This window comes from Acinetobacter sp. 742879 (assembly GCF_000588535.1).
GTDB lineage: Bacteria > Pseudomonadota > Gammaproteobacteria > Pseudomonadales > Moraxellaceae > Acinetobacter > Acinetobacter pittii.
The window spans coordinates 167,872-194,106 of sequence record NZ_JFYC01000006.1; the positions used below are offsets into that span (position 1 = coordinate 167,872).

Below are 26,235 nucleotides of genomic sequence, written 5' to 3' on the forward strand. Positions count from 1 at the left end.
AGTTTTTAAGAAAAAAAGACACCGCAGATTGCGGTGTCTTTTTTTGAATATCTCGGCTTAACGCACAATACCACGTTCTGATTGCTCAACAGAGTCAATTAATAATTGAGCTTCTGGAACATTCGGAAGAATATCATTTTTAATCTGCTCAACAGCTTGAACAGAAGTCAGGCCTGATTTAAAAATCAATTTATAAGCTTCTCTAAGACCTTGAATTGTATCCTTAGACCAACCCTTTCGGCGCATACCTTCTATATTAATACCAAACGCATGTGCTGGATTACCAGATGCCATAACATAAGCTGGCACATCTTTTAAAATTAAAGATGCTCCACCAACCATACTGTAAGAATCGATTTTACAGAATTGATGAATTCCTGAATTACCACCAATAATGACATGATCACCGATATGTACGTGTCCAGCAACACCAACATTATTTGCGAAAATATTATGATCACCAACAATACAGTCATGTGCAATATGCGTATTAACCATCAATAAGTTATGACTACCTATTTTAGTTAAAGCATTATCTTGTACAGTTCCTCTATGTAAACTGCAATGCTCACGAATTAAATTATGATCTCCAATCTCTAACCAAGTTTCTTCACCTTGATATTTCAAGTCTTGGCAAACTTCACCAACACTTGCAAACTGGAAAATCTCATTATTTTGACCAATTTTGGTAAAACCACCAACTACAACATGTGAATGTAATTTAGTACCAGCGCCAATCGTCACATTTGGACCAATAATACAATAAGGTCCTATCTGGACATCCGGGGCAATCACTGCAGATGGATCAATAATGGCCGTAGAATGAATTAAATCGTGATTGCTCATGCCTGCTCTGTTTTTTGGTGTGAAATCATAATTTCAGCGGTTGTTGCTACAATACCGTCAACGGTAGCCGTACAGTTATATTTGTAGATACCGCGTTTTTGCATTACTAATTCAGATTTTAATACAAGTTGGTCGCCTGCAACTACTTGTTTTTTAAATCTAACCTTTTCTGCACCAGCAAAGAGGAATAAAGAACCTAGTTTTGGCGTCTCATTGTTCATAATAAAACCTAGAACGCCCGAAACTTGAGCTAATGCCTCTACAATTAGGACACCCGGCATAATCGGATATTCTGGGAAATGTCCTTGTAGGAACTCTTCATTGATAGAAACATTTTTATAACCAACAATACTATTGTCAGTAACTTCAGTCACACGATCAACCAATAAGAAAGGATAACGATGCGGCAAATATTGACGAATCGTTTGAATCTGCATTGGTAATTCAGGGATGGCAAATTTAGGTGTAGTTGACTCGGTCATAATATTCTATTTACGCAAATTAAAAGTTGATTCAAGAGACTCTATTTGAGCTTGTATATGATCAAGTCGTTTAGTGATTTGGGTCAATGGCACATCTGCTAATTGTCGCAAGCGTACAATTGTCTTTTTCCAATGACTATTTTCAAATAATCCAATTCCTGAAGAATAGGTACCAGCTTCAGAAATATTTTTTGTGACCATTGACATTCCAGTTAAAGTCACATTATCAGTGATTGAAAGGTGACCAGACACACCGCAAGCTCCTGCAAGAATACAGTTTTTGCCAATTTTAGTGCTTCCAGCAATTCCACATTTAGCAGCAATAGCTGTATTGGAACCTATATGAACGTTATGTGCGATTTGCACAAGATTATCAATAATTACCCCATCTTCCAAAATCGTATTATCTAGTGCCCCTCGATCAATACTACAATTTGATCCAATGCGGACATCATTACCTATGATAACTGAACCTAATTGTGCGATACGATGCCATTTATCTTGATATGGTGCAAATCCAAAGCCTTCACTACCAATTACAGTACTTGCATGAACTCGAACACGATCAAGTAATTTAGAACCGCCAGTAATGGTGACATGAGAATCGATAAAACAATCCTTTCCAATTTCCACATTATCATCCAGACGAGTATGAGACTGAATAATCGTGTTCTCACCTACTACACAATTTTCACCAATTACAACGTAATGGCCAATATATGCTTTTTCAGAAATAATTGCAGAAGGATGAATTTGAGCAGTACTTTCAATACCTATTGATGTGATCTTTTTATCAAAAGCATGCGTAAGTATGGCAAAAGCTAAATAAGGATTATCAACAATAATAAAATTTTGTTTATCAGTAAGCTGTTCTTTAATTGAGTTTGTAACAATGTACGCACCCGCACGGCTAGCTTTTGCTTGATCAATATACTTTTCGCCATTTACGAAAGTAATATGAGAAGGTTCAGCATTTTCTAAACTTGCCAGGTTTATAAATTGAAGACTACCCGCACCGACTAACTCACCATTAACTAGGTGAGCTAGTTCATCTAAACGATAATGTTGCACTTTCATTAATTTATTTCATTGAATTAACCTTTTGTATCATTTTATCAGTTAAATCATATTTAGCGTCATAGGCAACGGTCGAATTTTTATTCAAAATGAAGTCAAGATTATTTTCTTTTCGTAATTGTTCAGCTGCTTGCTTCACACGAGTCTCAAAAGTTGAGTTCATTCCTTGCAAACTAGTTTGAACTTTAGACTGCAGGCCTTGTTGAGTTGAATTAAATTCATTTAATTTTGACTGATATTGAGTCTGAAGCTTTTTAATATCATCTTCTTTCATTTTTTGCCCTTGCGTTTGGGCTTGACGCTGAAGACCTTCTAACTCTTTACCCAACTGCTCAAGACGAGTTGTTGTTGGTTTAACAGATTGATTTAAACTTGCATTTTGTTGTTTTAAATAAGTACTACTTTCAACAACTTTAGCAAGATCAATAACACCATAGCCAGCTGCATTCGTCATAGCAGAAACTGTAAGGCCTAATCCTAACATTAATATATTTAATTTTTTCATCTTAATTTGTTTCCTTATTTCATTGTTTAGTCAAGTCGTACTTAGAAAGTACGACCGATTTCAAACTGAATCTCTTTAGTTTCATCACCAGGCTTGTCATTTAGAGGGAATGCATAGCTAAGAGATAATGGCCCAATCATAGTGATCCATGTGAAGCCAACACCTACGCTATAACGCATATTGCCTAAATCAAAACCGTAGTTGTCTTCACAGTATTTTTTAGCATCTGCAATTTGCTGACCATTCATCATCATAGAATAAGAGCCAACATCACATTTAGTATCAAATACTTGACCGCCTTCAGCAAAAAGGACTGGTCGTACTTGGCGAGTCCAATCACCTTTGAATGGTAATGGTAAAGCAAGCTCTGTACCAAACTGAACTAAAGCATTACCACCAACCTCTTCTGGAGAAGGGTCATTGGTTTTTGTTTCTTGTAAGTTTACGCTTGAGTATTTAGGTCCCAGAGTGCTGTTATCGTATCCCCGAACTGAACCATAACCACCCGCATAGAAGTTTTTATAGAATGGTAAATCATTACCATAGCCAAGCTTACCATAACCACGAAGTACAAAACCTGTAGTACCGATTGGGAAAAATGCTTGAGCATCATAAGTTAATTTTTGATAATCAACATCACTACCTGGTAGACCAATTTCAAGACCTACACGATGTGACATACCTGAAGTAGGGAAAATTGGTCTATTTAAAGTGTTATATGACCAACCTAAATTCAAGTTATAAGTAAAGAATTCACCTTCAAATGCATTATCATAAGTCTCTTCAGGAACTTTACATTGACCAGTAGTACTATCGATCTGCGAATTACCAGCAGAATCTGTTGGGCAATATGAACCCTTACTTGTTGCTTTACCACCATTTGCCAATAAATAATCACGGACATAGGTAGAGACATAAGGACCAGTCGTTACTTTAGTATTATCAATACCTAAAGAGGCACTTAGGCTTTGGTTTTCATCAATTGGATAACCAAAACTTAAACTACCACCGAAACTATCGGTAACATAGTTATTAACGTTATAGTCATCATTTAGCTTTGTTTTACGATAGTAAACGTTATAACCGCGGCTTACACCATCAATCGTGAAGTAAGGGTCGGTAACACTTAAGTTATAGTAGTCTTGAGTTTCAGAACGAGATAAATCGATCGAAACACGATTACCTGTTCCCATAAAGTTAGTTTGACTCAAACCTGCCTGGAATGTGATACCACCACTTTGTGAGTAACCTACCGCTAATGTTGTAGTTCCCGAGTGTTGCTCTTCAACATTTACGTTTAAATCCACCTGATCTGGTGAGTTTGGAATACGAGCCGGTTTAATATCAACTGTTTTGAAGAATCCAGTACGCTCTAAACGAACCTTAGACAAATCAATTTTTTCATTACTCGCTAAAGCGCCTTCCATTTGACGCATTTCACGACGCAATACTTCATCGGCAGTTTTACTATTACCTGTAAAGTTAATACGACGTACGGTTACTTGCTGACCTGGGTTTACATAATAGTTTAAGTCAACAACACCCGTTTCATTATTAATTTGCGGAACGACATTTACATCTGCAAAGTAATAACCAGCATTACCATATTTACGCAATAACAATTGCTTAACAGCATTTACCTTTTCTTGAGAATAGGTATCGCCATCTTTATAAATTTTTAAAGCTTGCAGTTCTTCAGGTTTATAAAGTGCGTCACCTAAAAACTTGGTTTGACCGAATTTGAACTGGCTACCTTCCTCAACAGCAACTTCAATAAAGATATTCTTTTTATCTTCACTGATATTAAGCTGAGAGTTATTGATATGAAAATTGATATAACCTTTATTCAGATACATGGCACGCAAAGCTTCAAGGCTCGCTGCCATTTTCTCTCTAGCATAACGGTCGTTACGGGTTACAACAGAAGCCCAGCCACTTTCTTTAACTGCGAAAGCTTGTTTAATTTCGCTGTCTTTAAAAACAGTGTTACCAATAATATTGATATTAAAAACTTTAGCAGCCGTACCTTCATTAAAATTTAATTTAAGTTCAACACGGTTATTTGGACGAGCTATCGTATCAACAGTTACATCAGCATCATAACGGCCTTGCTGAGTATATTGCTGCTCTAATTCAGTTTCAATTGTTTGTAAAGCTGACTTCTTAAAAACTTCGCCTTCAGCAATGCCCATTTTTTTGAGGCCTTGCTCTAAAGCCTCTTTAGGAATAAGTTTATTACCCTTAAATTCAAGCTTTGAAATAATTGGGCGCTCTACGACATTAAAAACTAAAGTATCGTTATCTCTTGATGCTTTAATATCGTCAAAAAGTCCAGTGGCATACAATGTTCGAATTGCTTCTGCGATCATCGGTTCATTAACGCGATCGCCACTGTTGATTGGCAACATGGTAGAAACATTTGCAGGAGTTAGACGGACCAATCCATCTATACGAATATCTCGAACAACGAAATCATCAGCTGCATATGCTTGTTGTACCGCTGCCATAGCGCTAACAAGTGCCAAAGGCATTAAAAAATGTGTGTGCCGCATGCCAGTTTTTCCAGTAAGTTATAAATCCATATACGTTTACAAACGCATAAAATCGTTAAATAAAGCTAAAAGCATCATACTACCGAGCAGTACCATACCAATTTTTAGACCAAACATTTGTATTTGTTCAGAAACAGGCTTACCACGAATAGCCTCAATAATGTAATAAACGAGATGTCCACCATCTAGCATTGGAATTGGTAATAAATTTAAAATTCCAAGACTTACACTCATTAAAGCCATAAATGAGATGAAAGTCTGCCATCCCATTTCTGCACTTTGTCCCGCTACTTTCGCGATTGTAATTGGTCCAGAAAGATTCTCTAAACCAATTAAACCCTTAACCATTTTTACTATCGAACTCAATATCATGCTAGAGATTTGGCCAGTCTTATCTAGCGACATCTGGAAAGCTTGTATTGGAGTATATTGAATTGTTTGCTTATATTCGTCAGGAATTGTAATTTTTCCTGCATCACTTTTTACACCTAAGACACCGCTCACTTGCCCCATATTGTCACGCTTTCCTTGAGGCATGACTTGCAAATGAACGAGTTGACCATTACGCAACACATCAATACTTAGTAATTTTTCTGGTGAATGTTGCACAACTTCCACAACATCAAACCAGTCTTTCATTACTTGACCATTAATTAAAACAATACGATCACCGACTTTCATTCCTTGACGAATTGCTGCCCCATCTGCAGTCAACTCCGTTACAACAGCAGGAATAACGGGACGATAGGGTAAAAAACCTAATACATCTAAAGCTGATTCATTTTGGTTTTTTAAAAAATCTTTAATTGGTAAAACAATATTTTTCTCAGTACCTGCACGATCTACATCGATATTCAAGCTACCAGTTTCACCTACACGATCAATCAAAGCAAAATTAAGTTTTTCCCAAGTTTGCGTTTCCTTTCCGTCAACAGCAATAATCTTGTCACCTACTTGTAGTTGAGCTGTTGCTGCTGGCGAGTTGGGTATAACTTTACCCACTCTTGTATTTAGTTGTTCCTGTGCTGGTAAAAATAAAATCCAGAAAAGTAAAACAGCAAAAATCAAATTAATTAAAGGTCCAGCCGCAACAATTGCTATACGCTTCCATGGTTTTTGACGGTTAAATGCATAAGGTAAATCTTGCTCTGCAACATTACCTTCGCGCTCATCGAGCATTTTTACATAACCACCTAGAGGCAAAGCTGAAAGTTGGTACTTAATTCCAGATTTTTTTGATGTCCATTTAAGTAATGTCGGACCAAAACCAATGGAATAGACTAAAACTTTAACACCAAGTTTTCGTGCCACCCAATAATGACCGAACTCATGAATTGCAATTAATGGACCGAGCAAGAGAGCTGCTGCTGCAATCATAAATAATGCACTCATTTCAGCCTCCTATACTTGATATATACTGCTGTGCTACATGTCGTGCTACTTTATCTTTATTTAAAATAGACTCGATATTATCAGCAACTGAGTTTTCCAATTTTTGCAAAGTATGCTCTACCACTTGTGGGATATTTGTAAATCCAATCTGTTGGTTTAAAAATGCAGCAACGGCAACCTCATTTGCAGCATTTAAAATAGTAGGTGCCAGCCCTCCCGCACGCATTGCCTGACGGGCTAAATCAAGTGCTGGAAATTTCTGGATATCCGGTGCTTGAAAATTAAGCTGAGAATACTCAAATAAATCTAAAGCGGGAACACTAGTCTGTAAACGTTCTGGCCATGCTAATGCATGAGCAATCGGTGTACACATGTCTGGATTACCCATTTGCGCCAATGTTGAACCATCAACATATTGCACCATAGAATGAATAATACTTTGTGGATGAACAACAACTGTAACAAAATGTTCAGATATTGAAAACAAATGACATGCCTCGATCAACTCTAACCCTTTATTCATAAGAGTAGCTGAGTCAACTGAGATTTTCTGTCCCATAGACCAGTTGGGATGCTTACAAGCCTGTGCAGGAGTAACTTTTTCTAATTGTTCTAACGAATGGTTTAAAAATGGTCCACCTGAAGCGGTCAATAAGATTCTTGATACACCCTGTTGCGGTTGTCCATTTCTTTCAGCCTCTAAATAATTATGAGGTAATGATTGAAAAATAGCATTGTGTTCTGAATCTACTGGTAATAATAATGCCTGATGATCACGTGCTGCTTGCATCATGATTTCACCAGACATGACCAAGGCTTCTTTATTAGCAAGCAATACGCGTTTACCAGCTTTTACAGCCGCTAATGTTGGTAATAAACCAGCGGCTCCAACAATTGCAGCCATAACTACATCAACATCTGGATGAGATGCGATACTTACCAGCCCTTCCTGATCAGTCAAAATTTCAATATTTTGTAATTCATTCTTTACAAATAAAACTGCTAATTCGTCAACTTTTTGCTTTGGAACAACTACAACTTTTGGTTGAAATTGTTTACATATATCAACCAATTCAGAAATTCGACTATGAGCTGAAATTGCAAATACTGAATACTTATCAGGATGTTGATTTAAAATTTTTAAGGTACTTTGCCCAATGGAACCGGTTACACCCAATATGCAAACAGATTGTGTCATTTATAAATCTACACCAATAAGTTTTAATATATACATTCCCGTTGCAAAGATCGGGGCTGCAGCAAGTAAAGAGTCAATACGATCTAAAACACCACCATGACCAGGTAGTACACGTCCAGAATCTTTAATACCAGCACGACGTTTAATCATCGACTCAAATAAATCACCTAAAACTGAACCGAATACTGTAATCAGTGACAAGATAAGAAACAGGATTTGCTGAATTAAAGTTAAATTTAGATATTGGTATTGCACAACCAACATTACCAGTATGGTCGTAATAATACCACCATACAAACCTTCCACTGATTTGTTCGGACTTACGGTTGGAGCTAGTTTTCTTTTACCAAATTTACGGCCAACAAAGTAAGCACCACTATCTGCACCCCACACGAGTAAGAACAGATACATTAACCACCATGGCGAACTTTGCCAGACAACAAAAATTGAAGTTACCGCAGCACAAACTAAAATAATGCCAATTACATATAGAGTAGCGTTATACCACCCATCAAATTCAGGAAAAGATTTGACCCAATAAACGCTTACAAGCCAAGTCAAAATTGAAGCTGACCACAACAGTAATGCAATATCATGGAAAAATAGAGCAACGCCCGAAACGGATGCAACAAGCAGACCGTAGCACCAAGCTTTTGACTTTACAGCATTTACAGTTTCACGAGGCATTAATTTATACCATTCATACCCCGCAACCCCTGCTGCTACAATCATAAGAACCAACATTGGATAATGTGATTGCGTAGCAAACATACAGCCTAAAACAACTGCAACAAGTACCAATGCGGTAACAATCCGCTCTAACATTATAAGTTCTCTATTTTCTCTTGCTGAATTTGTTCAGATGTTTTACCAAAACGACGTTCACGCCCTGAAAAAACATTCAATGCATAATCGAATTCTTGTACTGTAAATTCTGGCCATAAAGTATCAGTAAAATACAGTTCAGCATATGCTGCTTGCCATAACAAGAAATTAGATATGCGATAATCTCCACCTGTACGGATCAATAAGTCCACAGCTGGCAGATCGTTTAGACTGACATATTTTTCGAACAAATCAACATTTATTTGATCAGCACCAAATTCACCACGGGAAACCGCTTCAGCAACTTGTTTTGCTGCATTTGCAATATCCCACATCCCACCATAGCTCACAGCAATAGTTAAGGTCATAGTGTTATGGTGTGCTGTCTGTTGCTCTGCATCTTCCATTAAGGCAACTAGGTGTGACGGTAATCTGGAACGATCACCTATGAAACGCAAAGCAATATTAAATTTCTTCATGCGAGGTATTTGCTCATGAATAGTTTCTTCAAGAAGCTTCATAAGCAGATCGACTTCAAATTGTGGTCGATTCCAGTTTTCGCTTGAAAATGCAAAAACCGTTAAAGCACGAATACCTGTTTTTTTACAATGTTCAACGATAGGATCAAGAACATTTTTACCCTCTCGATGTCCATCACCTTTTTGCATTTGATTTTTTTTTGCAAAGCGGTTGTTGCCATCCATGATGATGGCAACATGCTTAGGAAGATGATACTCTTCTGAATCGGTCATAAAATTTAGACCTTCATCAATTCTGCTTCTTTCGCTGCAAGACGCTTGTCTACTTCTGCAACATATTTGTCAGTGATTTTCTGGATATCATCACCTGCACGGCGCTCATCATCTTCTGAGATTTCTTTCTCTTTTAATAATGCTTTGATATCACCTAATACATCACGACGAATATTACGAATTGCAACTTTTGCATTTTCAGCTTCGCTACGCGCAATTTTTTGCATATCACGACGTGTTTCTTCAGTTAATGCAGGTAAAGGTACACGAATTGCATCCGCTGTAATTGGGTTTAAACCAAGATCACTCTCACGAATTGCCTTATCAATAGCTGAAACCATTGTACGTTCAAATGGCTGAACAAGAAGTGTACGAGAATCCTCAACACCAACGTTTGCCACTTGATTTAAAGGCACATCAGAACCGTAGTAAGGAACCATTACCCCATTTAAGATTGATGGGTGTGCACGGCCGGTACGAACTTTAGCAAACCCTAGTTCCAAAGACTCAAGAGTTTTTAACATACGCTGTTCGCTGTCTTTTTTCAGATCGTTAATCATATGATCTACCTTACTTATTTATTCAAGGATGTTTTAACAAATTTAATTTAGCGCTAGTATAAAGAGCTTTCGTCAACACGTACATTATTTAGTAACGCGTGTACCTTCTTTTTCGCCCATGACTACTGACAATAGCGCGCCTGATTTATTCATATCAAAAACTTGTAATGGCACATTATGGTCACGACATAAACAAATAGCTGTCAAATCCATAACACCAAGTTTTTCGTCTAATACTTGATCAAAGGTTAAATGATCATATTTAACCGCATCTTCGTATTTACTTGGATCTTTATTATATACGCCATCTACTTTGGTCGCTTTTAGAATTAAATTTGCTTCAATTTCAATTCCGCGTAAGCAAGCTGCCGTATCAGTCGTAAAGAATGGATTTCCTGTACCAGCAACAAAAACACAAACTTCACCTTGACTCAAGTGACGAATCGCATCACGACTTGAATAAGACTCCACTACTGTACCAATTGGTAATGCAGACATAAGGCGAGTTCTGATATTACGGCGAACTAATGCATCACGCATAGCCAAACCGTTCATTACAGTTGCAAGCATACCCATTTGATCGCCTGTTACACGACCAACCAAGCCATCCTTTTGCAACTGACTACCACGATACAAGTTACCGCCACCAACAACGATACCCACTTGCACACCCAAGCCAACTAAGTGAGCAATTGAAAGGGACATTTGATCAAGGACTTGAGCATCAATACCCATGTCTTTGTTACCTGATAATGCTTCACCAGATAGTTTTAATAAAATGCGTGAATAACGGGGGCTAATTGTTTCCGCCATGAGTTTGCTCCAAAACCTCTTAAACTGAATGCTTTTTTGAATCGTTATCGATTAAACCGACTTAATTTTAATTAACTTTGCAAATAAGTCGTATTCATCCGCATCGGTGATTTCGACTTCCAACATATCGCCTGGTTGAATAGTGCTCTTATCGATATCTTCTACAAAGACATTACCGTCAATTTCCGGAGCATCTGCATAAGAACGTGCAACAGCAACAGGATATTCATCTTCCAAACTATCGACTAATACAGTCATCGTTTGACCAATACGTTTTTGCAACTTAGCAGCAGAAATTTGTTGCTGCACTTGCATAAAGCGCTCGTAACGCTCTTGCTTAATTTCTTCAGGCACATGATCGGGTAAATCATTTGCCGTAGCGCCTTCTACTGGTGAGTAGGTAAAGCAGCCAACACGATCAAGTTCAGCTTCAACTAACCAATCGAGCAATATTTGAAAATCTTCTTCAGTTTCGCCTGGAAAACCCACTACAAATGTAGAACGAATCACAAGATCCGGGCATTTTTCACGCCACAATTTAATTTTTTCGAGTGTATTTTCACTGTGAGCCGGGCGCTTCATTAACTTAAGAATACGAGGGCTTGCATGTTGGAATGGAATATCAAGATATGGCAGGATTTTACCTTGTGCCATTAAGTCAATAACCGCATCAACATGTGGGTATGGATAAACATAATGTAAGCGCACCCAGATACCAAGTTGGCCTAGTGCTTCACACATATCAAAGAATTTTGTTTTAACAGGCTGGCCATTCCAGAAATCAAGTTTGTACTTGGTATCTACACCATATGCTGACGTATCTTGGGAAATAACCAAGATTTCTTTAACACCTGCTCTTTTAAGCGCAGCGGCTTCTTCCAATACACTTCCAACTGGACGTGATACTAGATCACCACGCATACTTGGGATAATACAGAAGGTACAACGATGGTTACATCCTTCAGATATTTTTAAATAGGCATAATGTTTTGGTGTTAAGCGAATTCCTTGTTCAGGAACCAAATCAACAAACGGGTTGTGTTTAGGTGGTGCTGGTACATATTCATGTACAGCTTCCATTACATCTTGATAAGCTGCTGCACCAGTAACCTTTAAAACGTTTGGATGCATTTGACGAATTTTATCTTCGTCTTTACCTAAGCATCCAGTAACGATTACTCGACCATTTTCACTCATGGCCTCGCCAATTGCATCTAGCGACTCTTGTACCGCAGATTCGATAAAACCACAGGTATTAACAACAACTAAATCAGCACCATCATAATCTGATGCAACTTGATAACCTTCAGTCTTTAACTGAGTTAAAATTCGTTCAGAATCTACCAATGCCTTAGGACAACCTAAAGAAACAAAACCGACTTTGGGGGTCTTCATGAATCTGCGCTCCACTTGAATGCGCGTATTGTATGTCTTTTCTTGTCTCAAGCATAGGTGGAAAGCCTACTCTTTGTGTAATGCACCAAAATACGACCAACATTTGCACCAAAACTCATCTTTGCACCAAGTTGGATCATGTTATTATCTATATTTAAGCCATCAGTTTTGATCAACCGATATAAAGACCGATTTCAGCGCGTTTTTAAATACTTTAAAACTTTAAAATAACCCATAAACAAAGTTGGCGTATATTTTGCATCGTTCATGTTCTATAACGGTGAAAATCCGATAACCAATGAAGATGCCATTGCGCTATTTTAAGACAGGAACGATTCGCTAATGGATCAACACAACCCTATCGACTATCGCCTATTGGTAGACAATTTAACTACTGCGATTTTATTGATCGATAGTAACTTGAATATTTTTTACTTAAATTCTGCCTGCGAAGCACTATTTGACATTAGTTTGCTTCGAGCTTCAGGACAGCCGGTTTTGAACTTACTTCATGCACCAGATGATACTTTTAATACACATGAAGCTTTATTAAACACTATTAAAACGGGTCAACCTTATACTCGTCGAGAAGCGGTTATTAATGTCAACTTCAAAGACCTTCATGTTGATTACACAGTGTCTCAATTAAACGCAGGTAAAAGTTATCACCCATTACTCTTGATTGAGCTCAATCCGATTGATCGTATGTTAAAGATTTCTAAAGAAGAAAATCTGGTACAACAACATCAGGTGGCTAGGCAGCTTGTGCGTGGCGTTGCGCACGAAATTAAGAACCCACTGGCAGGTATTCGTGGTGCAACTCAATTACTCGCACGCAGTTTGAATGATAAAAGTTATGCTGAATTTACAGATGTCATTATTAATGAAGTAGATCGCTTAACGAACTTGGCAGATACCATGTTGGGTTCTAGACAACTCCCAAGTTATGAAAATGTTAACGTACACGAGCCTTTGGAGCGAGTGCGTTCACTTATCGCCAACCAGACAAAGAAGAAAATTAAAATTATACGAGATTATGATTTGTCTTTACCCGATGTTAATGCCGATCGTGATCAGTTAATACAGGTCATGCTCAACATTAGTGTAAACGCAATTCAAGCTATAACAGAAAACAAAGCATTTTTTATAGATCACGAACCAGAGTTAATTCTACGTACACGTATACAACGTCTTGTCACGATTAACGGTGTACTAAATCGATCTACAGTGCGAGTCGATATAGAGGACAATGGACCAGGCATTCCTGAAAGTATTTTGGAGTCAGTATTCTATCCATTGGTTACTGGACGAGCAAAAGGTACTGGGCTTGGCCTGAGTATTGCACAGAATATTATGCATCAACATAACGGAATGATTGAATGCCAATCTGTTCCTGGAAAAACAATTTTTAGCTTATATTTACCTTGGGAGTCAGACCGTGTCGCGAAATAAAATATGGGTTATTGATGATGATCGCGCCATGCGATGGGTATTGGAAAAGACCTTTAAAGAAGAGGGTTTTGATGTTACCAATTTTGAAGAAGCTCAAACTGCGCTTGAACGTTTGCACCATGATGCTCCCGATGTCATCTTAACTGACATCCGCATGCCTGGAATTGATGGTTTAACTTTTTTATCTAAAGTCAAAAACACTCATCCAGATTTACCTGTCATTATTATGACAGCACATTCTGACTTAGAGTCTGCTGTATCAAGCTATCAAACAGGCGCGTTTGAATATTTACCAAAGCCTTTTGATATTGATGAAGCTTTAGCTTTAGTCAATCGTGCGATCCTGCATATTAATAAACTACAACAGCAAGAAGCTACAAAAACAGCCTCACCTCTTCAATCAACAGAAATTATTGGTGAATCTCCGGCAATGCAGGAGGTTTTCCGTGCTATCGGCCGTTTATCGCAATCTCATATTACTGTTTTAATTAATGGTGAATCGGGTACGGGTAAAGAATTAGTTGCTCATGCTTTACACAAGCACTCCCCACGCCGTGCCAAGCCTTTTATTGCTTTAAATATGGCTGCGATACCAAAAGACTTGATTGAAACCGAGTTATTTGGTCATGAAAAAGGCGCTTTCACAGGGGCAAATACTCAGCATCAAGGCCGCTTTGAACAGGCAAATGGCGGAACACTGTTCCTTGATGAAATTGGTGATATGCCATTTGAAACTCAGACTCGATTGCTTCGCGTACTCGCTGACGGTGAGTTCTATCGTGTAGGCGGACACATTCCCGTTAAAGTAGATGTTCGAATTGTTGCGGCAACGCATCAGGATCTAGAGAAACTGGTAAATGAAGGTCGCTTCCGTGAAGACTTATATCACCGCTTAAATGTGATTCGTATTCACATTCCTAAGCTTGCCCACCGTAGTGAAGATATCCCAATGCTTGCGCAGCATTTCCTTGCGCGTGCAGGTAAAGAGCTTGGCGTAAGTCCAAAAATCTTACGTACCGAGACGACAGACTATATGCAACAGTTACCATGGCCAGGTAACGTACGACAACTTGAGAATACTTGCCGCTGGCTAACTGTAATGATTACGGGCCGCGAAGTTTATCCGGAAGATTTACCTTCTGAGCTCAAACAAGTTCCATTGCAAAAGAATAGTGATTCTAGTCAACCAGCACCTTCATTTGAACGTATTTCTCTACATCATTGGGATGAACTACTAAATCAATGGGCTATTCAAAAGCTTAAAAATGGTGAAATGAAAATTTTGGATATTGCCACACCAATGTTTGAACGCACATTGATTAACGCAGCCTTGCAACAAACACGTGGACGCAAACGTCACGCAGCGGAATTATTAGGTTGGGGTCGCAACACCTTAACACGCAAGTTAAAGGAACTTGGAATGGATTCTGCAGATGATGACGAAGAAGATGAGCACAAGGTTACTCAAACTGAAGCCTAGAAATCTCATTATTTAACTTCAAAGCGGTTAAGTCATTCTTAGCCGCTTTGTTTTTCAATCAGATTTTTGATTAAAATATAATACAAACATAAGGTTACATCATTAAACCCTTCTACAACCTACACTAAGCTTATATTTTCTATTAGTTTATTTTTTGAATTAGCCACTTACTGTTCAGCATATGATCTAAAAAAATGGTTATGACCATCACTAAAGATAGTTTTGCTATACTAGATAAGCAAAGTCAGTTGTTGTTATTAAATTTTATGCATGATTCAGTCCTGGATTCACATCACCTTGCATGTGAGAAACCTCAAACACGCCGCGGTATTGAACGTCGTTTAGCTCTATTGTTAAGCGCGACCGAGCTGTTCCTAGAGAAAGGATATGATGCTGTATCTCTCGATGATATTGTTAATCATGCAGGTGGCTCTAAGGCTTCTATTTATAAATATTTTGGCAATAAAGAAGGACTTTTTACGGCTATATGTGATCATAAACGTGAAATGTTTTTTAAAGATATTTGCATTCCATTCCAACCAGAGAAAAGCACTTTAAGAGAATATCTGATTCAAACACTTAATCGTGTATATATTCATATTATTCAGCCCGAACATGTTGCATTTTTAAGACTTATTATTGAACAGACCGAATGTAACACTGTCCTCATACAATACTTATATGACAAATGGGTACATAATTTACAAAATACACTTACTCAAGCATTAGAGTTTGCGGATAAATCAGGCGAAATTACCTGTAATTCTCCGTATTATTCTTCACTCATGTATTTTGGGATTTTACGAGATATTGAATGGCGTATGATTATGGGTATGCCAGCTCTTCCAGATGAGAAAGAAGCTTTTGATTACATTGAATATTGTGTAGATATTTTCTTAAAAGGCCATCATAAAGTCTAATTCTTTTGCATTTTAAAATGCTTATAGTATAGTAGACTTCTTTTTCCCCACATCCACCCAGCCAACAACAGATAATTGTTGTATTTCAAAACAATTATTATGGAGTAGCTACATGGCTCTAAGACATTTCCTAACTTTACGTGATCTATCCACTCTAGAACTTAATCGCATTTTAGAACGCGCAAGCGAGCTTAAAAAAATGCAACATGACAATAAGGTCTACCAGCCTTTTGTTGGTAAAGTATTGGGAATGATTTTTGAGAAATCAAGTACGCGTACACGTATCTCTTTTGAAGCAGGTATTAACCAATTTGGCGGTAGTGCGATTTTTTTATCGCCTCGTGACACACAATTAGGCCGTGGTGAACCAATCGAAGATTCAGCACGTGTAATTTCAAGTATGCTTGATATTGTGATGATTCGTACTTTCGGTCATGACATTGTTGAACGCTTTGCATCTTATTCAAAAGTTCCTGTAATTAACGGCTTAACTGATGATCATCATCCATGCCAGTTACTTGCTGACTTACAGACTTATATTGAACATCGCGGCAGCATTGAAGGCAAAACCGTTGCTTGGATTGGTGATGGCAATAATATGTGTAATTCATATATTGAAGCTGCGCACATGATGGGTTTCAAACTCAAAATTGCATCGCCAAAAGGATATGAACCTAAACCTGAATTTTTAGCGGAGTTTGGTCATTGCGTTGAGCTTTATGATAATGCGGAAGATGCAGCAGTAAATGCTGACCTTATTGTGACTGATGTATGGGCAAGTATGGGCCAAGAAGAAGAGCAAAAACTTCGTGAAAAAGCCTTTGCTGATTTTCAAGTTAACGAAAAATTAATGAGCCTTGCTCACCCAGATTGTTTATTCATGCACTGCTTACCTGCTCATCGCGGCGAAGAAATTTCTGAAACCATGCTCGATTATAAAAATGCAGTCGTATGGGATGAAGCAGAAAACCGTCTCCATGCTCAAAAAGCTTTAGTCGAATTTTTATTGACTGAAAATCTAAAAAAAGCTTAAATTTTGAGTTAAAAAAACAGCATCTTAAATGATGCTGTTTTTTATTTTATAAGACTTGTACTCTTCCAGTTAATTATTTTTAAAAATTTGATAACGTTGCTGAATATATAAGCAGGCTGTATTTCAACTATTCTCTAGAATCGTGTATAACATTCTACACAATAAGCTAAGCCTACTCTTGTAGAGTGCGATCATGACAACCCTTGAACAATCATTATCTCAAATTCCCGCATTTTCGATTATTCATGAACATTTATTTAGCTCGGCCCAGCCTTCTGCTGAACAACTAAAATTGATTAAAGAGTTTGGTTGTAGCACAGTCATTAACCTTGCTTTAACTAATGCTTCAAATCATCTTGAGAATGAAGACCGTATTTGTTTAGACTTTGGGTTAAATTATATTCATATTCCAATTGATTGGGAGATGCCTTCTGCTGAGCAGTGCTTATTAGTTTTAGATTTGATTGATCATTTAGTGCAAAATGAAATTATTTGGATACATTGCGCCAAAAATAAACGCGTAAGTTGCCTTATGTATGTCTATAGACAGTTTTATATGAATATGGATATGCCTATGTCTCAGGATTTATTACACGAAATTTGGGAACCTAATGAGACTTGGACTGGACTCATCCATAGTATTACCTTACAGCTACAAGGCCGTAAGGCAACTTTAGAACTTCAACAGTCTTTGCAGCAGGCCGATCACTTGGTGTGATGAGAGACTAAAACAGTCGCTGTAGCCAAAATACCTTCTTGACGACCGGTAAACCCAAGTTTTTCGGTTGTCGTTGCTTTAATACTAATTTGATTAATATCTACATTTAGAACATCAGCAATGCTTTGACGCATTTCAAGATTATGCTTAGCTAATTTTGGACGCTCGCAAGCCACCGTAATATCGGCATTATTTAACTGATAACCACGGTCTAAGATTAATTGATAAACATGCTTTAACAATACTCGGCTATCTGCGCCTTTGTATTCTGGGTCAGTATCAGGAAAATGTTGTCCAATATCTCCAAGCGCTAAAGCACCTAATAAAGCATCACATAGCGCATGAAGTACAACGTCACCGTCAGAGTGCGCTTTCAAACCATGTGTATGTGGAATTTGAATACCCGCCAATGTAACGAAGTTCCCCTCTTCAAAGGCATGTACATCCATTCCTTGTCCAATACGAATCTGAGCAACCATATAAATTATTACCTTCCATAAAAACTTAAGAAATCTTGTATTCAGCCGTTCTGTTTCGCTATAGTACACCTAGCAAAGTAGACTGAAAGTATAAGCGATCATGCTGTCTAATACTGATATGAATCAATTGAAAAGATTAAGTTTTGTCGTGACACTGAGTTGTTTATGTTCACCTCTTGTCTTTGCAGAATCAATAGACTGCCCCAATACTGGAGCTGAGCTTAAAATCTGTTCAAAAACATTTAGTGAATCAAGAAAAGAACTCAATAATAAATATCTTTCTGCATATTTAGTTACTGATGCCCCCTTACAGCTTTTACAGGATACACAAAAGTTATGGTCTAAACATACTCAGCAATGCAAGAGTAATACATGTATTCAACAACAGTTTGATTTACGTACTGATGACTTAAATTTTTATGCTTCACTTAAGCAAACGCTTACCCAGCATTATCTTAAGTTTGAAAATGGACATATAGCAACTCAGCCTGTACACATTCAAGTCCATCAGCTCGCGAAAGATAAAATTAAGATTGAAGGGATAGCATACCGCAATCCAAATAACCGCAAAGAAACTCAAACGATCTCATTGATGGCCTATAGTTCACCTGAACAAAAAAGTGAAATTTTAGACAATGAGCACAACTGTAAATATCAGTTTAATTTTCAAAAAGCTTTACTTAATGTGAAAACCCAGCAAAAAGGCTGTGAACGTTTTAGCGGAATCTACCGTTTATATGACTAACGCTTAAAATAAAAGCCAGTGTTTGAACACTGGCTTTTTACTTTCTACGCTGGATATTTTTGCGCAATATCCTGACCGACTAAAACTGCAGTTGCCGCAGACAAAGTCCAACCTAAATGCCCATGCCCTGTATTATAAAAAACACGAGGTTGTTTAGATTGCTTAACAACAGGCAGCATATTCGGCATCATTGGTCTTAACCCTGCCCAAGGCACCACATGCTCAGTTGAAATATCAAAGTTACGATTAACCCAATTCACTAATGGTTGAATACGATCAGCCCGTATGTCGCGGTTATAGCCATTAAACTCAGCAGTCCCTGCCACACGGAGTCGATCTTTACCTAAACGAGAAGTCACAATTTTTGCACTTTCATCTAGTAAACTCACCCAAGGAGCATTCTTTACACTGTGCTCATCTTTTAATTGCACGGTAATTGAATAACCTTTTACTGGATACACATTTACTCGCTCACCAATCATATCGGCAAGTTGATAGCTCCCTACACCACCACAAACAACAAGTACATCACCTTCAAGCTGAATGTTATCGGACTCAACCAGATAAGGATGCTCAGCACTTGGTTGACAAGTTACAACTACTTTGTCTGCGCTGCACTTAATATCCATAACTTCTAGGCCGAACTTATATTGAACGCCATATTCTTTAGTCTTCTCAGCCAAAGAGGTTGAATATTTATGAATATCACCCGTCGCATCACTTGGTGTGTAATAGCCACCGAAATAGTCACCCGTCAAAGATGGTTCTATTGTTTTCATTTCATCAGGTGAAACCGAATAGCGTTCCAATGTACCTTTGTTCAATACGTTATTAACTTGTTTAGCAATCTCGTAGTCAGCCTTACTGTGATACATATGGAGGATTCCACGTTTCTCCAAATCAAACTCAAGCTGCTCTTTTTCAGCAACTTCAAACAAACGCTTACGAGCGAGCAATGCCAAACGGACCGTCTCAATCGTATTCGCTTCATAGTTTTTAATATGTGATAGAAATTCAACTAACCAACTATACTTATGCAAACTAAATGAAGGGTTCAACAATAGAGGAGCATCTTTTTGTCTCATCCATTTAAAGCCTTTAATGACGGTGGCTTTTTGGTTCCATACTTCGGCGTTACAAGCCGATAATTGCCCTCCATTGGCAAATGATGTTTCCATTGCAGGATATAAATGTCGATCAATCACTGTGACTTGATAACCCAGTTGCGATAATTCATAAGCAGAGGTAACCCCTGTGATTCCCGCACCTATCACAATAACATGTGGCATAACAGACTCCTCAGAAATGCAAGAACATTTCATCAGTACAGCCCATCTGTCATTGGTACCTGAGAGTTTCGACCCCAACGTTACCTTTTAACGTTTAGATCTTCCCCTTCGGTGAGTTTATAATTTATAAGTTATTGTTTTCCATTCTTATAAATCTAAGCTTCTCTCCAGATTTTTTAATTATTACAGTCCTTTTGCCTGAGAGTTTCCGGGCTTGTTGCTCCTTCGGCGGGTTCTTAAAGAACCTCTCTCCCGCAATAATTTTGTATTTATATAAGCAATGTATCTGCCACATTGAAAAAAACGCATTCTTTTCTTGTAAACTTTTGTATAAGCAATCTTAAAATTATAAGACACTGATTTAATTAGAAAATAAAAAAGGTGAATTTTTATAAATTCACCTTTTACACTTAAATTAGAGTTTTCCGTTGAGCACTTGGGCTGAAACCGTACCCTTCCATTGCTCACGCAAGGTTGGTAAGTAGAATTTCTCACCAATAGTGACCAGTTCAGCATCAATCAATGCATGAACTTCGTGCATAAAAATATAATCCAAAGCAACTAAAGAAAGCTGATGGTTCTTTTGGGCTGTTTTCTTACGTTTTACCTGTGCTTGTTTCACTAGCTCATTTGCAAAGTTTTTATCTTTATAAGCAGTAATTGCATTTAAACGAAGCTCAATAACACCCCATCCTGCTAATAGCTTTTTAAAAACTTCAAAATCTTTTGAGGTTGATTCCCACGTTACGTTTTCTAGATCATTATCTTCAGGTAAAACTGGTAATAATAAATCCGCTGTACTTGGGAAAATCTTTTTAAGATTTAACAGAAACTTAACCGGCTGATCACTAGGATAATCATTAAATTGCACATGTTGTTGGGTATCTGTTAAATAAATAGAGAGCATTCAAAAATCCTTAACTAAGCAGCTGTTTTTAATAATTTTATCTCTAACTTTGCAAAATACATGCAAAACAAAAAAACAATATAAAAACAGGACAAGGTGGGCATTTTAACAATTATGACGGCTTATTCAACGCCAATTCGCCATTAATTAGTGAAAGTTTCAGTCTTTGTGATAAAAAGCTCTCCGAAGAGAGCTTAACTTTAAATAGAACATCAAAAATCCGTTGTAATTCTTGGTTTCGATTAACCTTGATATTGATCAACTTTATAATTTGGTTGATCTACAAGCAATTCAATAAAAGACGGTATAGATGTAGTGTTAAGCAGATAAGGATTAAACTCATCAACATGATGATGATGAAAGAACTCTTTTATTTTCGTGTTAATGGGAGCAAATTTCATACTCCAATGTTTAAATAGCCGTTGTTCGGATGGTTCTGAAAAGATGATTTCACAGTTCTGGTGTCTCGAATCTTTCAAAATTAATTTATAAAATAGCGATTCGACCTGTTCTTTCTCACCTTCCAAATACTGCAAGAAGTATCCATTACCATAGTAAAGCACTCCTGTAATATCATTATGTGAATTGAATTTGACAGCTTCGGTGAGAATATCAATTAAATCTTGTTTTATTTGACTATGTTCACTATTGGTTTTACTTGCATACATAAAGCCTATTAAACTCATAGCGATACTCGAAGATAGATTTTAATGTCCATTCTGACATCTACCCTCTCTTCTTACAATGTAAGCTATTTAAAACCTTGTATTTCAAAAGTAAAGATTATTTTCTTTTTGAAAATGACAAACTTTAACAACCCGAAATCTTTTGTAAATTAATGCCAACCTAACAAGCTAATTAGACACTATTAATTTTAGTACAATTGAAAATTATCTTTAATGTATGGATGTCTAATGGAGAATCATGAAGTTATTCTTCAAGACGAACATCATAAACAGTTTAAGATTATTAAAGTTCAAGATGTTCGTTTTGATAAGAATACCCTTAACAATAGCTACCAATGGTTATGGATATTTGATCATAGTTCAGAGTTTTTTCCATTTGAGTTATGGGATCAGCTTGATCATGCAACTATTCATCAAAAGATCAAACTCGACAATCAAGTTTTCAGGATTATAAAGATTCTGACGAAGAAAACGAAAGTTAGGCCCTCATGAAAGATAAGTACTTAACCAAGTTAAAATCACTGAAACCAATGTTTTCGGCTGTTCCATCGGAATCATATGGCCAGTATTATTAATTATCTCAAGCTTTGCATGGGGTAACTGATCTAATAATTCTATAGCTTCTTCCTTAGAGCGCAGCTGGTCCTCTGCACCAGAAATGATTAAAGTTAGACATGTGATTTTACTCATATCATAAGAGCTTCTATCTAACATAGATTGTTTAACGAATTCTTCATAACCCAAAGCTTTCCCCATCTCTTGGATTCTTTTTACAAGAGTACGATTCTGCACATTTGATGGATGAAGTGTTTTTTCAATCGATATTGAGCTTAGCCCATGGAAATTTTTCCCAGAGTTAAGTTTAATCGCCGTTAACTTTTGACTCTTCTGTTCTTCTGTATCTGAGCGTAGTGAAGACGCTATTAAAATAAGTGCCTTAACTTTTTCAGGAAATTGCTCCACTATAGATCTAGCGATATATCCTCCAAGTGAGAATCCAATCAGTACAAAGCTTTGTGGCGCATGTTCAACAATATTTTGAGCAATTTCTTTGATTGTTTGCCCTTGTTTTAAAGTAGCTCTATATATATTCCACTCTTTAGGCATTTCATCTATGAGTTCATTCCAGAGAGATTCATCAAGCATATAACCAGGAATTAAAACAACTGAAATTGGCTTTTGATTCATAAGTTTTTTAATACCTTACTTGTAAATTATAGCTAACAGTATTTTATGCTAATAAAAAATCTATAATTAGAATATTGAAGTAAAAAATAAAATCACTATATAAATTAAACAGAAATAACTGTGGAAGCACGCCAGACTAAAACATTCCCTTTTTATGCTTGAAGGAGATACACATGAAAGTTAGAGCATCACGTACGTATTCCGCTTCAGCAAATAATTATTTTATTTCTAAGGAATATGATTGTACTGTTATTCCTGTAAAAGGAATGTGTTTTATAGACTCTGGTTTAACTGAGAGTGGAGTGATTGAACCAGTAGAGATTATTGAAGTGACTATAGAACCAGAATCTAACTCATATCATGTTCTTTTAGCACGCGATATACATGAGTACGAAAAAGAAGAGCTAAAAAAGAAGTTTGAAGCTATGAAATCTCATGGTTGGGAATACATAGACGGCTTACTTTGATATTTTCAAATTTTAAGATAAAAGCTAAATCCTACCCCCAAAAGAGCCCTCATTTGAGGGCTTTATATAAATATTAGCGCGTACACTTTTATTAATGATTTATCTGTACAAACAGATAACCGAATGCACAGCATATTATATGCTTAAAGATTTTAAACATATTTAGCTAAGAAGTTTATTCACATTCTTTTCAATTAATTTTTTGCTGTGGTTATTAAGTATATAAAAGTATCCAATCAATCCAAAGAATATGACTGCATAAATTATGACAATCCATATATATTTAAATATGTTATCGAATAACATATAATTTATGACATCTACATCAATATTGATACCAAAGTTATGTACATATCGACTTAAGAATAATGCAATACAATAAATCAATATTGGAACCGCAAGAACTCCTGTCCATATATTGATTTTATTTTTCTTAACTTCTAGTTTTTCAAAATCATCTTCTCCAAAATATTTTTCAACTTCAATAACTTGCTTATTCAAATCATCTTTTAATGATATAGGTAATCTGTTGTCTTTAATATGATATTGAATGTTTTTCAAGATTTCTGCACTTTCTAATGCCTCACCTAAAATTGTTAAATTTCCCATAGAAAAACCAGAATGTAATTAGTAAAACCATGGATTTTAAGGCAAATTTTATGATTAAAAGTACTTTTTAACACAAAAGTAATAAATTGAGCTGAGTTAAAAAATATTCAAAAGAAATACGAGAAGCCGAAAATGTTCCAAAGATTACTAAACATAGCTTCCTCTCACTATATTTCTCAATTTTTTTACACTATGAGAACGATTGATATTTTATTCTGAATTATACGATTATTAAAAAGTAAGTTTTCATAGGAGTTAAGTATTCGAATTATTAAAATAAAAAGGCACTTTTGAAATAGCTCAAAAGTGCCTTTTTATTGATTGAGTTTCTAAAAATATCTTTATTTTTAGATAGATTACTTACTATTTGGTGAAACCATCTTTTCAGGTTTAACTACTTCGTCAAATTGTTCCGCTGTAACCAAACCAAGCTCAACAGCGACCTGCTTCAACGTTTTATTTTCTTTATAAGCAGTCTTTGCAACTTTTGCAGAATTTTCATAGCCGATTACTGGATTTAAAGCTGTAACTAGCATCAGAGAATTATGCAAGAAGTGATCAATCTTATCGCGATTAGGCTCAATTCCCACCGCACAGTGATCATTAAAGCTATTACATGCATCGCCAAGTAACTGAATAGATTGCAATAAGTTATAAGCAATCACTGGCATAAAGACGTTTAATTCGAAGTTACCTGAAGCACCTGCTACGTTAATAGTCGTATCATTTCCAAGCACTTGCGCAACAACCATGGTCATTGCTTCACTTTGTGTTGGGTTTACTTTCCCAGGCATAATGCTTGAACCAGGCTCATTTTCTGGAATACGGATTTCACCAAAACCACAACGAGGTCCACTTGCCAGCCAACGAATATCATTCGCAATTTTGTTTAAGCTTACAGCCAAAGTTTTCAATGCACCTGATGCAAAAACAGCGGCGTCCCGTCCTGCTAGTGCTTCAAATTTATTAGGCGCGGTTACAAAAGGTAAACCTGTGAGTAATGCAAGCTGAGCTGCTGCTTTTACTGCATAGTCAGGATGTGCATTTAATCCTGTACCTACCGCTGTGCCACCTAATGGCAACTCATATAAACCACTTAAAGCTTGTTGTAGTCGAACCAATCCATGCTCAAGCTGTGATACATAGCCACTAAATTCTTGACCTAAGGTTAATGGAGTAGCATCTTGCAAATGGGTACGGCCAATTTTAACAATATCCTGAAACTCATCTGACTTTTTTTGCAAAGTCGCTTTGAGCTGCTCTACAGCAGGGATGAGTAATTCATTAATTTGCAAACTTGCTGCCACGTGAATGGCCGTTGGAAAGGAGTCGTTTGTTGATTGAGCACGATTAACGTGATCATTTGGATGTACTGGTTTTTGAGCACCTAAGGCTTGCCCTAATTTCTGGTTTGCAATATTGGCAATCACTTCGTTACAGTTCATGTTGCTTTGCGTACCAGAACCTGTTTGCCAGACAACTAAAGGAAATTGGGAATCCCACTTGCCATCAATGACCTCTTCAGCAGCACCCACAATATATTGACTTAAATCTTGTGGTAGTTGTTCAAGTTCAGCATTGGTTATTGCAGCAGCCTTTTTTACCAAACCCATCGCTCGAATCATGGCACGGGGTAATCGTTCCTGCCCGATTTTAAAGTTCTGTAAGCTGCGTTGAGTCTGTGCCCCCCACAATGCTTCATTTGGAACTTCAATCTCACCCATAGTGTCATGTTCAATTCGTGTTTGCATAGAAACCTCGGTTATCTCAATAAAGAACTCACGGGCTGAAGCAAGTGTTTGCTCTGGCTAGTTAATTTTGAATATCGTACTCAAGCATACCAGTATTGTAAATAAGAATCATTA

27 protein-coding genes and 1 riboswitch are annotated in these 26,235 nt (G+C 37.0%); of the genes, 8 read left to right on the forward strand and 19 right to left on the reverse strand.

The genetic code is table 11. The features are described 5' to 3' along the window. Positions 1-57 precede the first annotated feature (57 nt). The 12 genes from lpxA to rimO form a co-directional block, all read right to left on the reverse strand. Positions 58-846 carry an acyl-ACP--UDP-N-acetylglucosamine O-acyltransferase gene (gene lpxA, locus J690_RS13920; RefSeq protein WP_017385998.1) on the reverse strand — a complete coding sequence of 263 codons (789 nt, stop codon included), beginning with the start codon at positions 844-846 and terminating at the stop codon, positions 58-60. Then, positions 843-1,328: a 3-hydroxyacyl-ACP dehydratase FabZ gene (gene fabZ / locus J690_RS13925; RefSeq protein WP_032036518.1), complete on the reverse strand. Its 486-nt coding sequence runs from the start codon at positions 1,326-1,328 to the stop codon at positions 843-845. Before fabZ ends, lpxA begins: the two co-directional genes overlap by 4 nt. A gap of 6 nt (positions 1,329-1,334) precedes the next feature. Beyond that, positions 1,335-2,405, reverse strand: a complete 1,071-nt coding sequence (gene lpxD, locus J690_RS13930) for a UDP-3-O-(3-hydroxymyristoyl)glucosamine N-acyltransferase (RefSeq protein ID WP_032036519.1) — start codon at positions 2,403-2,405, stop codon at positions 1,335-1,337. 4 nt (positions 2,406-2,409) lie between these two features. Continuing rightward, a complete protein-coding gene (locus J690_RS13935; protein ID WP_016145644.1) occupies positions 2,410-2,910 on the reverse strand; it encodes an OmpH/Skp family outer membrane protein in 501 nt (166 codons plus the stop codon). A 41-nt stretch (positions 2,911-2,951) separates the two neighbouring features. After that, on the reverse strand, positions 2,952-5,462 hold the full coding sequence (gene bamA / locus J690_RS13940) for an outer membrane protein assembly factor BamA (RefSeq protein ID WP_032036521.1): 2,511 nt from the start codon (positions 5,460-5,462) through the stop codon (positions 2,952-2,954). A gap of 36 nt (positions 5,463-5,498) precedes the next feature. Next, complete coding sequence (gene rseP, locus J690_RS13945; RefSeq protein WP_032036523.1) at positions 5,499-6,854, reverse strand: RIP metalloprotease RseP; 1,356 nt, start codon at positions 6,852-6,854, stop codon at positions 5,499-5,501. A gap of 1 nt (position 6,855) precedes the next feature. Then, a complete protein-coding gene (ispC, locus tag J690_RS13950) occupies positions 6,856-8,052 on the reverse strand; it encodes a 1-deoxy-D-xylulose-5-phosphate reductoisomerase (RefSeq protein ID WP_032036525.1) in 1,197 nt (398 codons plus the stop codon). After that, the gene (locus J690_RS13955; protein ID WP_032036527.1) at positions 8,053-8,877 is read right to left on the reverse strand and encodes a phosphatidate cytidylyltransferase; all 825 of its coding nucleotides are present in this window, start codon (positions 8,875-8,877) and stop codon (positions 8,053-8,055) included. Beyond that, entirely contained in the window at positions 8,877-9,629 is a 753-nt protein-coding gene (gene uppS / locus J690_RS13960) for a polyprenyl diphosphate synthase (protein WP_032036529.1), read from the reverse strand. The genes J690_RS13955 and uppS overlap by 1 nt, the downstream gene beginning before the upstream one ends. A gap of 5 nt (positions 9,630-9,634) precedes the next feature. Next, entirely contained in the window at positions 9,635-10,189 is a 555-nt protein-coding gene (gene frr, locus J690_RS13965) for a ribosome recycling factor (RefSeq protein ID WP_002115638.1), read from the reverse strand. Between the two features lie 84 nt (positions 10,190-10,273). After that, positions 10,274-11,002, reverse strand: a complete 729-nt coding sequence (gene pyrH, locus J690_RS13970) for a UMP kinase (protein ID WP_000852257.1) — start codon at positions 11,000-11,002, stop codon at positions 10,274-10,276. Positions 11,003-11,053: 51 nt separating this feature from the next. Further along, positions 11,054-12,397, reverse strand: coding sequence for a 30S ribosomal protein S12 methylthiotransferase RimO (gene rimO, locus J690_RS13975; protein ID WP_002115588.1), 1,344 nt, complete (start codon positions 12,395-12,397; stop codon positions 11,054-11,056). A 342-nt stretch (positions 12,398-12,739) separates the two neighbouring features. Here rimO and glnL point away from each other — a divergent pair, with 342 nt between their 5' ends. From glnL to J690_RS14000, 5 genes are all read left to right on the forward strand, one after another. After that, positions 12,740-13,849 carry a nitrogen regulation protein NR(II) gene (glnL, locus tag J690_RS13980; protein ID WP_002115631.1) on the forward strand — a complete coding sequence of 370 codons (1,110 nt, stop codon included), beginning with the start codon at positions 12,740-12,742 and terminating at the stop codon, positions 13,847-13,849. Continuing rightward, positions 13,836-15,329 carry a nitrogen regulation protein NR(I) gene (gene glnG, locus J690_RS13985; RefSeq protein ID WP_002115702.1) on the forward strand — a complete coding sequence of 498 codons (1,494 nt, stop codon included), beginning with the start codon at positions 13,836-13,838 and terminating at the stop codon, positions 15,327-15,329. The genes glnL and glnG overlap by 14 nt, the downstream gene beginning before the upstream one ends. Positions 15,330-15,595: 266 nt before the next feature. Next, a complete protein-coding gene (locus J690_RS13990; RefSeq protein ID WP_005803466.1) occupies positions 15,596-16,249 on the forward strand; it encodes a TetR/AcrR family transcriptional regulator in 654 nt (217 codons plus the stop codon). A 112-nt stretch (positions 16,250-16,361) separates the two neighbouring features. Then, the gene (gene argF / locus J690_RS13995; RefSeq protein ID WP_014206994.1) at positions 16,362-17,282 is read left to right on the forward strand and encodes an ornithine carbamoyltransferase; all 921 of its coding nucleotides are present in this window, start codon (positions 16,362-16,364) and stop codon (positions 17,280-17,282) included. 193 nt (positions 17,283-17,475) lie between these two features. Next, a complete protein-coding gene (locus J690_RS14000; RefSeq protein ID WP_014206995.1) occupies positions 17,476-18,000 on the forward strand; it encodes a protein tyrosine phosphatase family protein in 525 nt (174 codons plus the stop codon). On the opposite strand, the gene ispF is transcribed toward J690_RS14000, so the two are convergent. Next, positions 17,988-18,479, reverse strand: a complete 492-nt coding sequence (gene ispF, locus J690_RS14005) for a 2-C-methyl-D-erythritol 2,4-cyclodiphosphate synthase (RefSeq protein WP_002115651.1) — start codon at positions 18,477-18,479, stop codon at positions 17,988-17,990. The genes J690_RS14000 and ispF overlap by 13 nt on opposite strands. Before the next feature lie 100 nt (positions 18,480-18,579). Between ispF and J690_RS14010 the strand changes: the two genes are divergently transcribed. Next, positions 18,580-19,224, forward strand: a complete 645-nt coding sequence (locus J690_RS14010) for an A1S_1983 family putative colistin resistance protein (protein WP_032036531.1) — start codon at positions 18,580-18,582, stop codon at positions 19,222-19,224. Positions 19,225-19,268: 44 nt separating this feature from the next. Here the strand turns inward: J690_RS14010 and J690_RS14015 are convergent, their stop codons facing one another. The 3 genes from J690_RS14015 to J690_RS14025 all read right to left on the reverse strand — a co-directional run bounded on the left by J690_RS14015 (position 19,269) and on the right by J690_RS14025 (position 22,106). After that, the gene (locus J690_RS14015; protein WP_005068883.1) at positions 19,269-20,513 is read right to left on the reverse strand and encodes a D-amino acid dehydrogenase; all 1,245 of its coding nucleotides are present in this window, start codon (positions 20,511-20,513) and stop codon (positions 19,269-19,271) included. A 176-nt stretch (positions 20,514-20,689) separates the two neighbouring features. Continuing rightward, positions 20,690-20,778, reverse strand: a riboswitch (glycine riboswitch). 150 nt (positions 20,779-20,928) lie between these two features. Further along, positions 20,929-21,420, reverse strand: coding sequence for a hypothetical protein (locus J690_RS14020; protein WP_032036533.1), 492 nt, complete (start codon positions 21,418-21,420; stop codon positions 20,929-20,931). Positions 21,421-21,662: 242 nt separating this feature from the next. Next, positions 21,663-22,106 (reverse strand): BLUF domain-containing protein, encoded by a 444-nt coding sequence (locus tag J690_RS14025; RefSeq protein WP_032036535.1) that lies wholly within the window; start codon positions 22,104-22,106, stop codon positions 21,663-21,665. Positions 22,107-22,334: 228 nt separating this feature from the next. On the opposite strand from J690_RS14025, the gene J690_RS0104470 reads away from it, so the two are divergent. Continuing rightward, positions 22,335-22,598, forward strand: a complete 264-nt coding sequence (locus J690_RS0104470) for a hypothetical protein (protein WP_032036537.1) — start codon at positions 22,335-22,337, stop codon at positions 22,596-22,598. Here J690_RS0104470 and J690_RS14030 read toward each other — a convergent pair. Then, entirely contained in the window at positions 22,593-23,294 is a 702-nt protein-coding gene (locus tag J690_RS14030) for an alpha/beta fold hydrolase (protein ID WP_032036539.1), read from the reverse strand. The genes J690_RS0104470 and J690_RS14030 overlap by 6 nt on opposite strands. Before the next feature lie 173 nt (positions 23,295-23,467). Here J690_RS14030 and J690_RS14035 point away from each other — a divergent pair, with 173 nt between their 5' ends. Continuing rightward, complete coding sequence (locus tag J690_RS14035; RefSeq protein ID WP_002115649.1) at positions 23,468-23,761, forward strand: hypothetical protein; 294 nt, start codon at positions 23,468-23,470, stop codon at positions 23,759-23,761. A 162-nt stretch (positions 23,762-23,923) separates the two neighbouring features. On the opposite strand, the gene J690_RS14040 is transcribed toward J690_RS14035, so the two are convergent. Both J690_RS14040 and fumC read right to left on the reverse strand, forming a co-directional pair. Then, the gene (locus J690_RS14040) at positions 23,924-24,370 is read right to left on the reverse strand and encodes a DUF6097 family protein (RefSeq protein WP_032036540.1); all 447 of its coding nucleotides are present in this window, start codon (positions 24,368-24,370) and stop codon (positions 23,924-23,926) included. A gap of 356 nt (positions 24,371-24,726) precedes the next feature. After that, positions 24,727-26,121 carry a class II fumarate hydratase gene (gene fumC, locus J690_RS14045; RefSeq protein WP_005068873.1) on the reverse strand — a complete coding sequence of 465 codons (1,395 nt, stop codon included), beginning with the start codon at positions 26,119-26,121 and terminating at the stop codon, positions 24,727-24,729. Positions 26,122-26,235: the final 114 nt, after the last annotated feature.

Bases quoted from the DNA above. Each gene is read 5' to 3' on its own strand.
- lpxD (WP_032036519.1), bottom strand. From the start codon at position 2,405: ATGAAAGTGCAACATTATCGTTTAGATGAACTAGCTCACCTAGTTAAT.
- J690_RS0104470 (WP_032036537.1), top strand. From the start codon at position 22,335: ATGGAGAATCATGAAGTTATTCTTCAAGACGAACATCATAAACAGTTT.
- J690_RS14040 (WP_032036540.1), bottom strand. From the start codon at position 24,370: ATGGGAAATTTAACAATTTTAGGTGAGGCATTAGAAAGTGCAGAAATC.
- lpxA (WP_017385998.1), bottom strand. From the start codon at position 846: ATGAGCAATCACGATTTAATTCATTCTACGGCCATTATTGATCCATCT.
- rseP (WP_032036523.1), bottom strand. From the start codon at position 6,854: ATGAGTGCATTATTTATGATTGCAGCAGCAGCTCTCTTGCTCGGTCCA.
- ispC (WP_032036525.1), bottom strand. From the start codon at position 8,052: ATGACACAATCTGTTTGCATATTGGGTGTAACCGGTTCCATTGGGCAA.
- J690_RS14035 (WP_002115649.1), top strand. From the start codon at position 23,468: ATGAAAGTTAGAGCATCACGTACGTATTCCGCTTCAGCAAATAATTAT.
- J690_RS14025 (WP_032036535.1), bottom strand. From the start codon at position 22,106: ATGAGTTTAATAGGCTTTATGTATGCAAGTAAAACCAATAGTGAACAT.
- glnL (WP_002115631.1), top strand. From the start codon at position 12,740: ATGGATCAACACAACCCTATCGACTATCGCCTATTGGTAGACAATTTA.
- ispF (WP_002115651.1), bottom strand. From the start codon at position 18,479: ATGGTTGCTCAGATTCGTATTGGACAAGGAATGGATGTACATGCCTTT.
- frr (WP_002115638.1), bottom strand. From the start codon at position 10,189: ATGATTAACGATCTGAAAAAAGACAGCGAACAGCGTATGTTAAAAACT.
- J690_RS14020 (WP_032036533.1), bottom strand. From the start codon at position 21,420: ATGCTCTCTATTTATTTAACAGATACCCAACAACATGTGCAATTTAAT.
- fabZ (WP_032036518.1), bottom strand. From the start codon at position 1,328: ATGACCGAGTCAACTACACCTAAATTTGCCATCCCTGAATTACCAATG.
- pyrH (WP_000852257.1), bottom strand. From the start codon at position 11,002: ATGGCGGAAACAATTAGCCCCCGTTATTCACGCATTTTATTAAAACTA.
- uppS (WP_032036529.1), bottom strand. From the start codon at position 9,629: ATGACCGATTCAGAAGAGTATCATCTTCCTAAGCATGTTGCCATCATC.
- J690_RS14030 (WP_032036539.1), bottom strand. From the start codon at position 23,294: ATGAATCAAAAGCCAATTTCAGTTGTTTTAATTCCTGGTTATATGCTT.
- J690_RS14010 (WP_032036531.1), top strand. From the start codon at position 18,580: ATGCTGTCTAATACTGATATGAATCAATTGAAAAGATTAAGTTTTGTC.
- rimO (WP_002115588.1), bottom strand. From the start codon at position 12,397: ATGAAGACCCCCAAAGTCGGTTTTGTTTCTTTAGGTTGTCCTAAGGCA.
- J690_RS13955 (WP_032036527.1), bottom strand. From the start codon at position 8,877: ATGTTAGAGCGGATTGTTACCGCATTGGTACTTGTTGCAGTTGTTTTA.
- J690_RS14000 (WP_014206995.1), top strand. From the start codon at position 17,476: ATGACAACCCTTGAACAATCATTATCTCAAATTCCCGCATTTTCGATT.
- argF (WP_014206994.1), top strand. From the start codon at position 16,362: ATGGCTCTAAGACATTTCCTAACTTTACGTGATCTATCCACTCTAGAA.
- J690_RS14015 (WP_005068883.1), bottom strand. From the start codon at position 20,513: ATGCCACATGTTATTGTGATAGGTGCGGGAATCACAGGGGTTACCTCT.
- bamA (WP_032036521.1), bottom strand. From the start codon at position 5,462: ATGCGGCACACACATTTTTTAATGCCTTTGGCACTTGTTAGCGCTATG.
- fumC (WP_005068873.1), bottom strand. From the start codon at position 26,121: ATGCAAACACGAATTGAACATGACACTATGGGTGAGATTGAAGTTCCA.
- J690_RS13990 (WP_005803466.1), top strand. From the start codon at position 15,596: ATGCATGATTCAGTCCTGGATTCACATCACCTTGCATGTGAGAAACCT.
- J690_RS13935 (WP_016145644.1), bottom strand. From the start codon at position 2,910: ATGAAAAAATTAAATATATTAATGTTAGGATTAGGCCTTACAGTTTCT.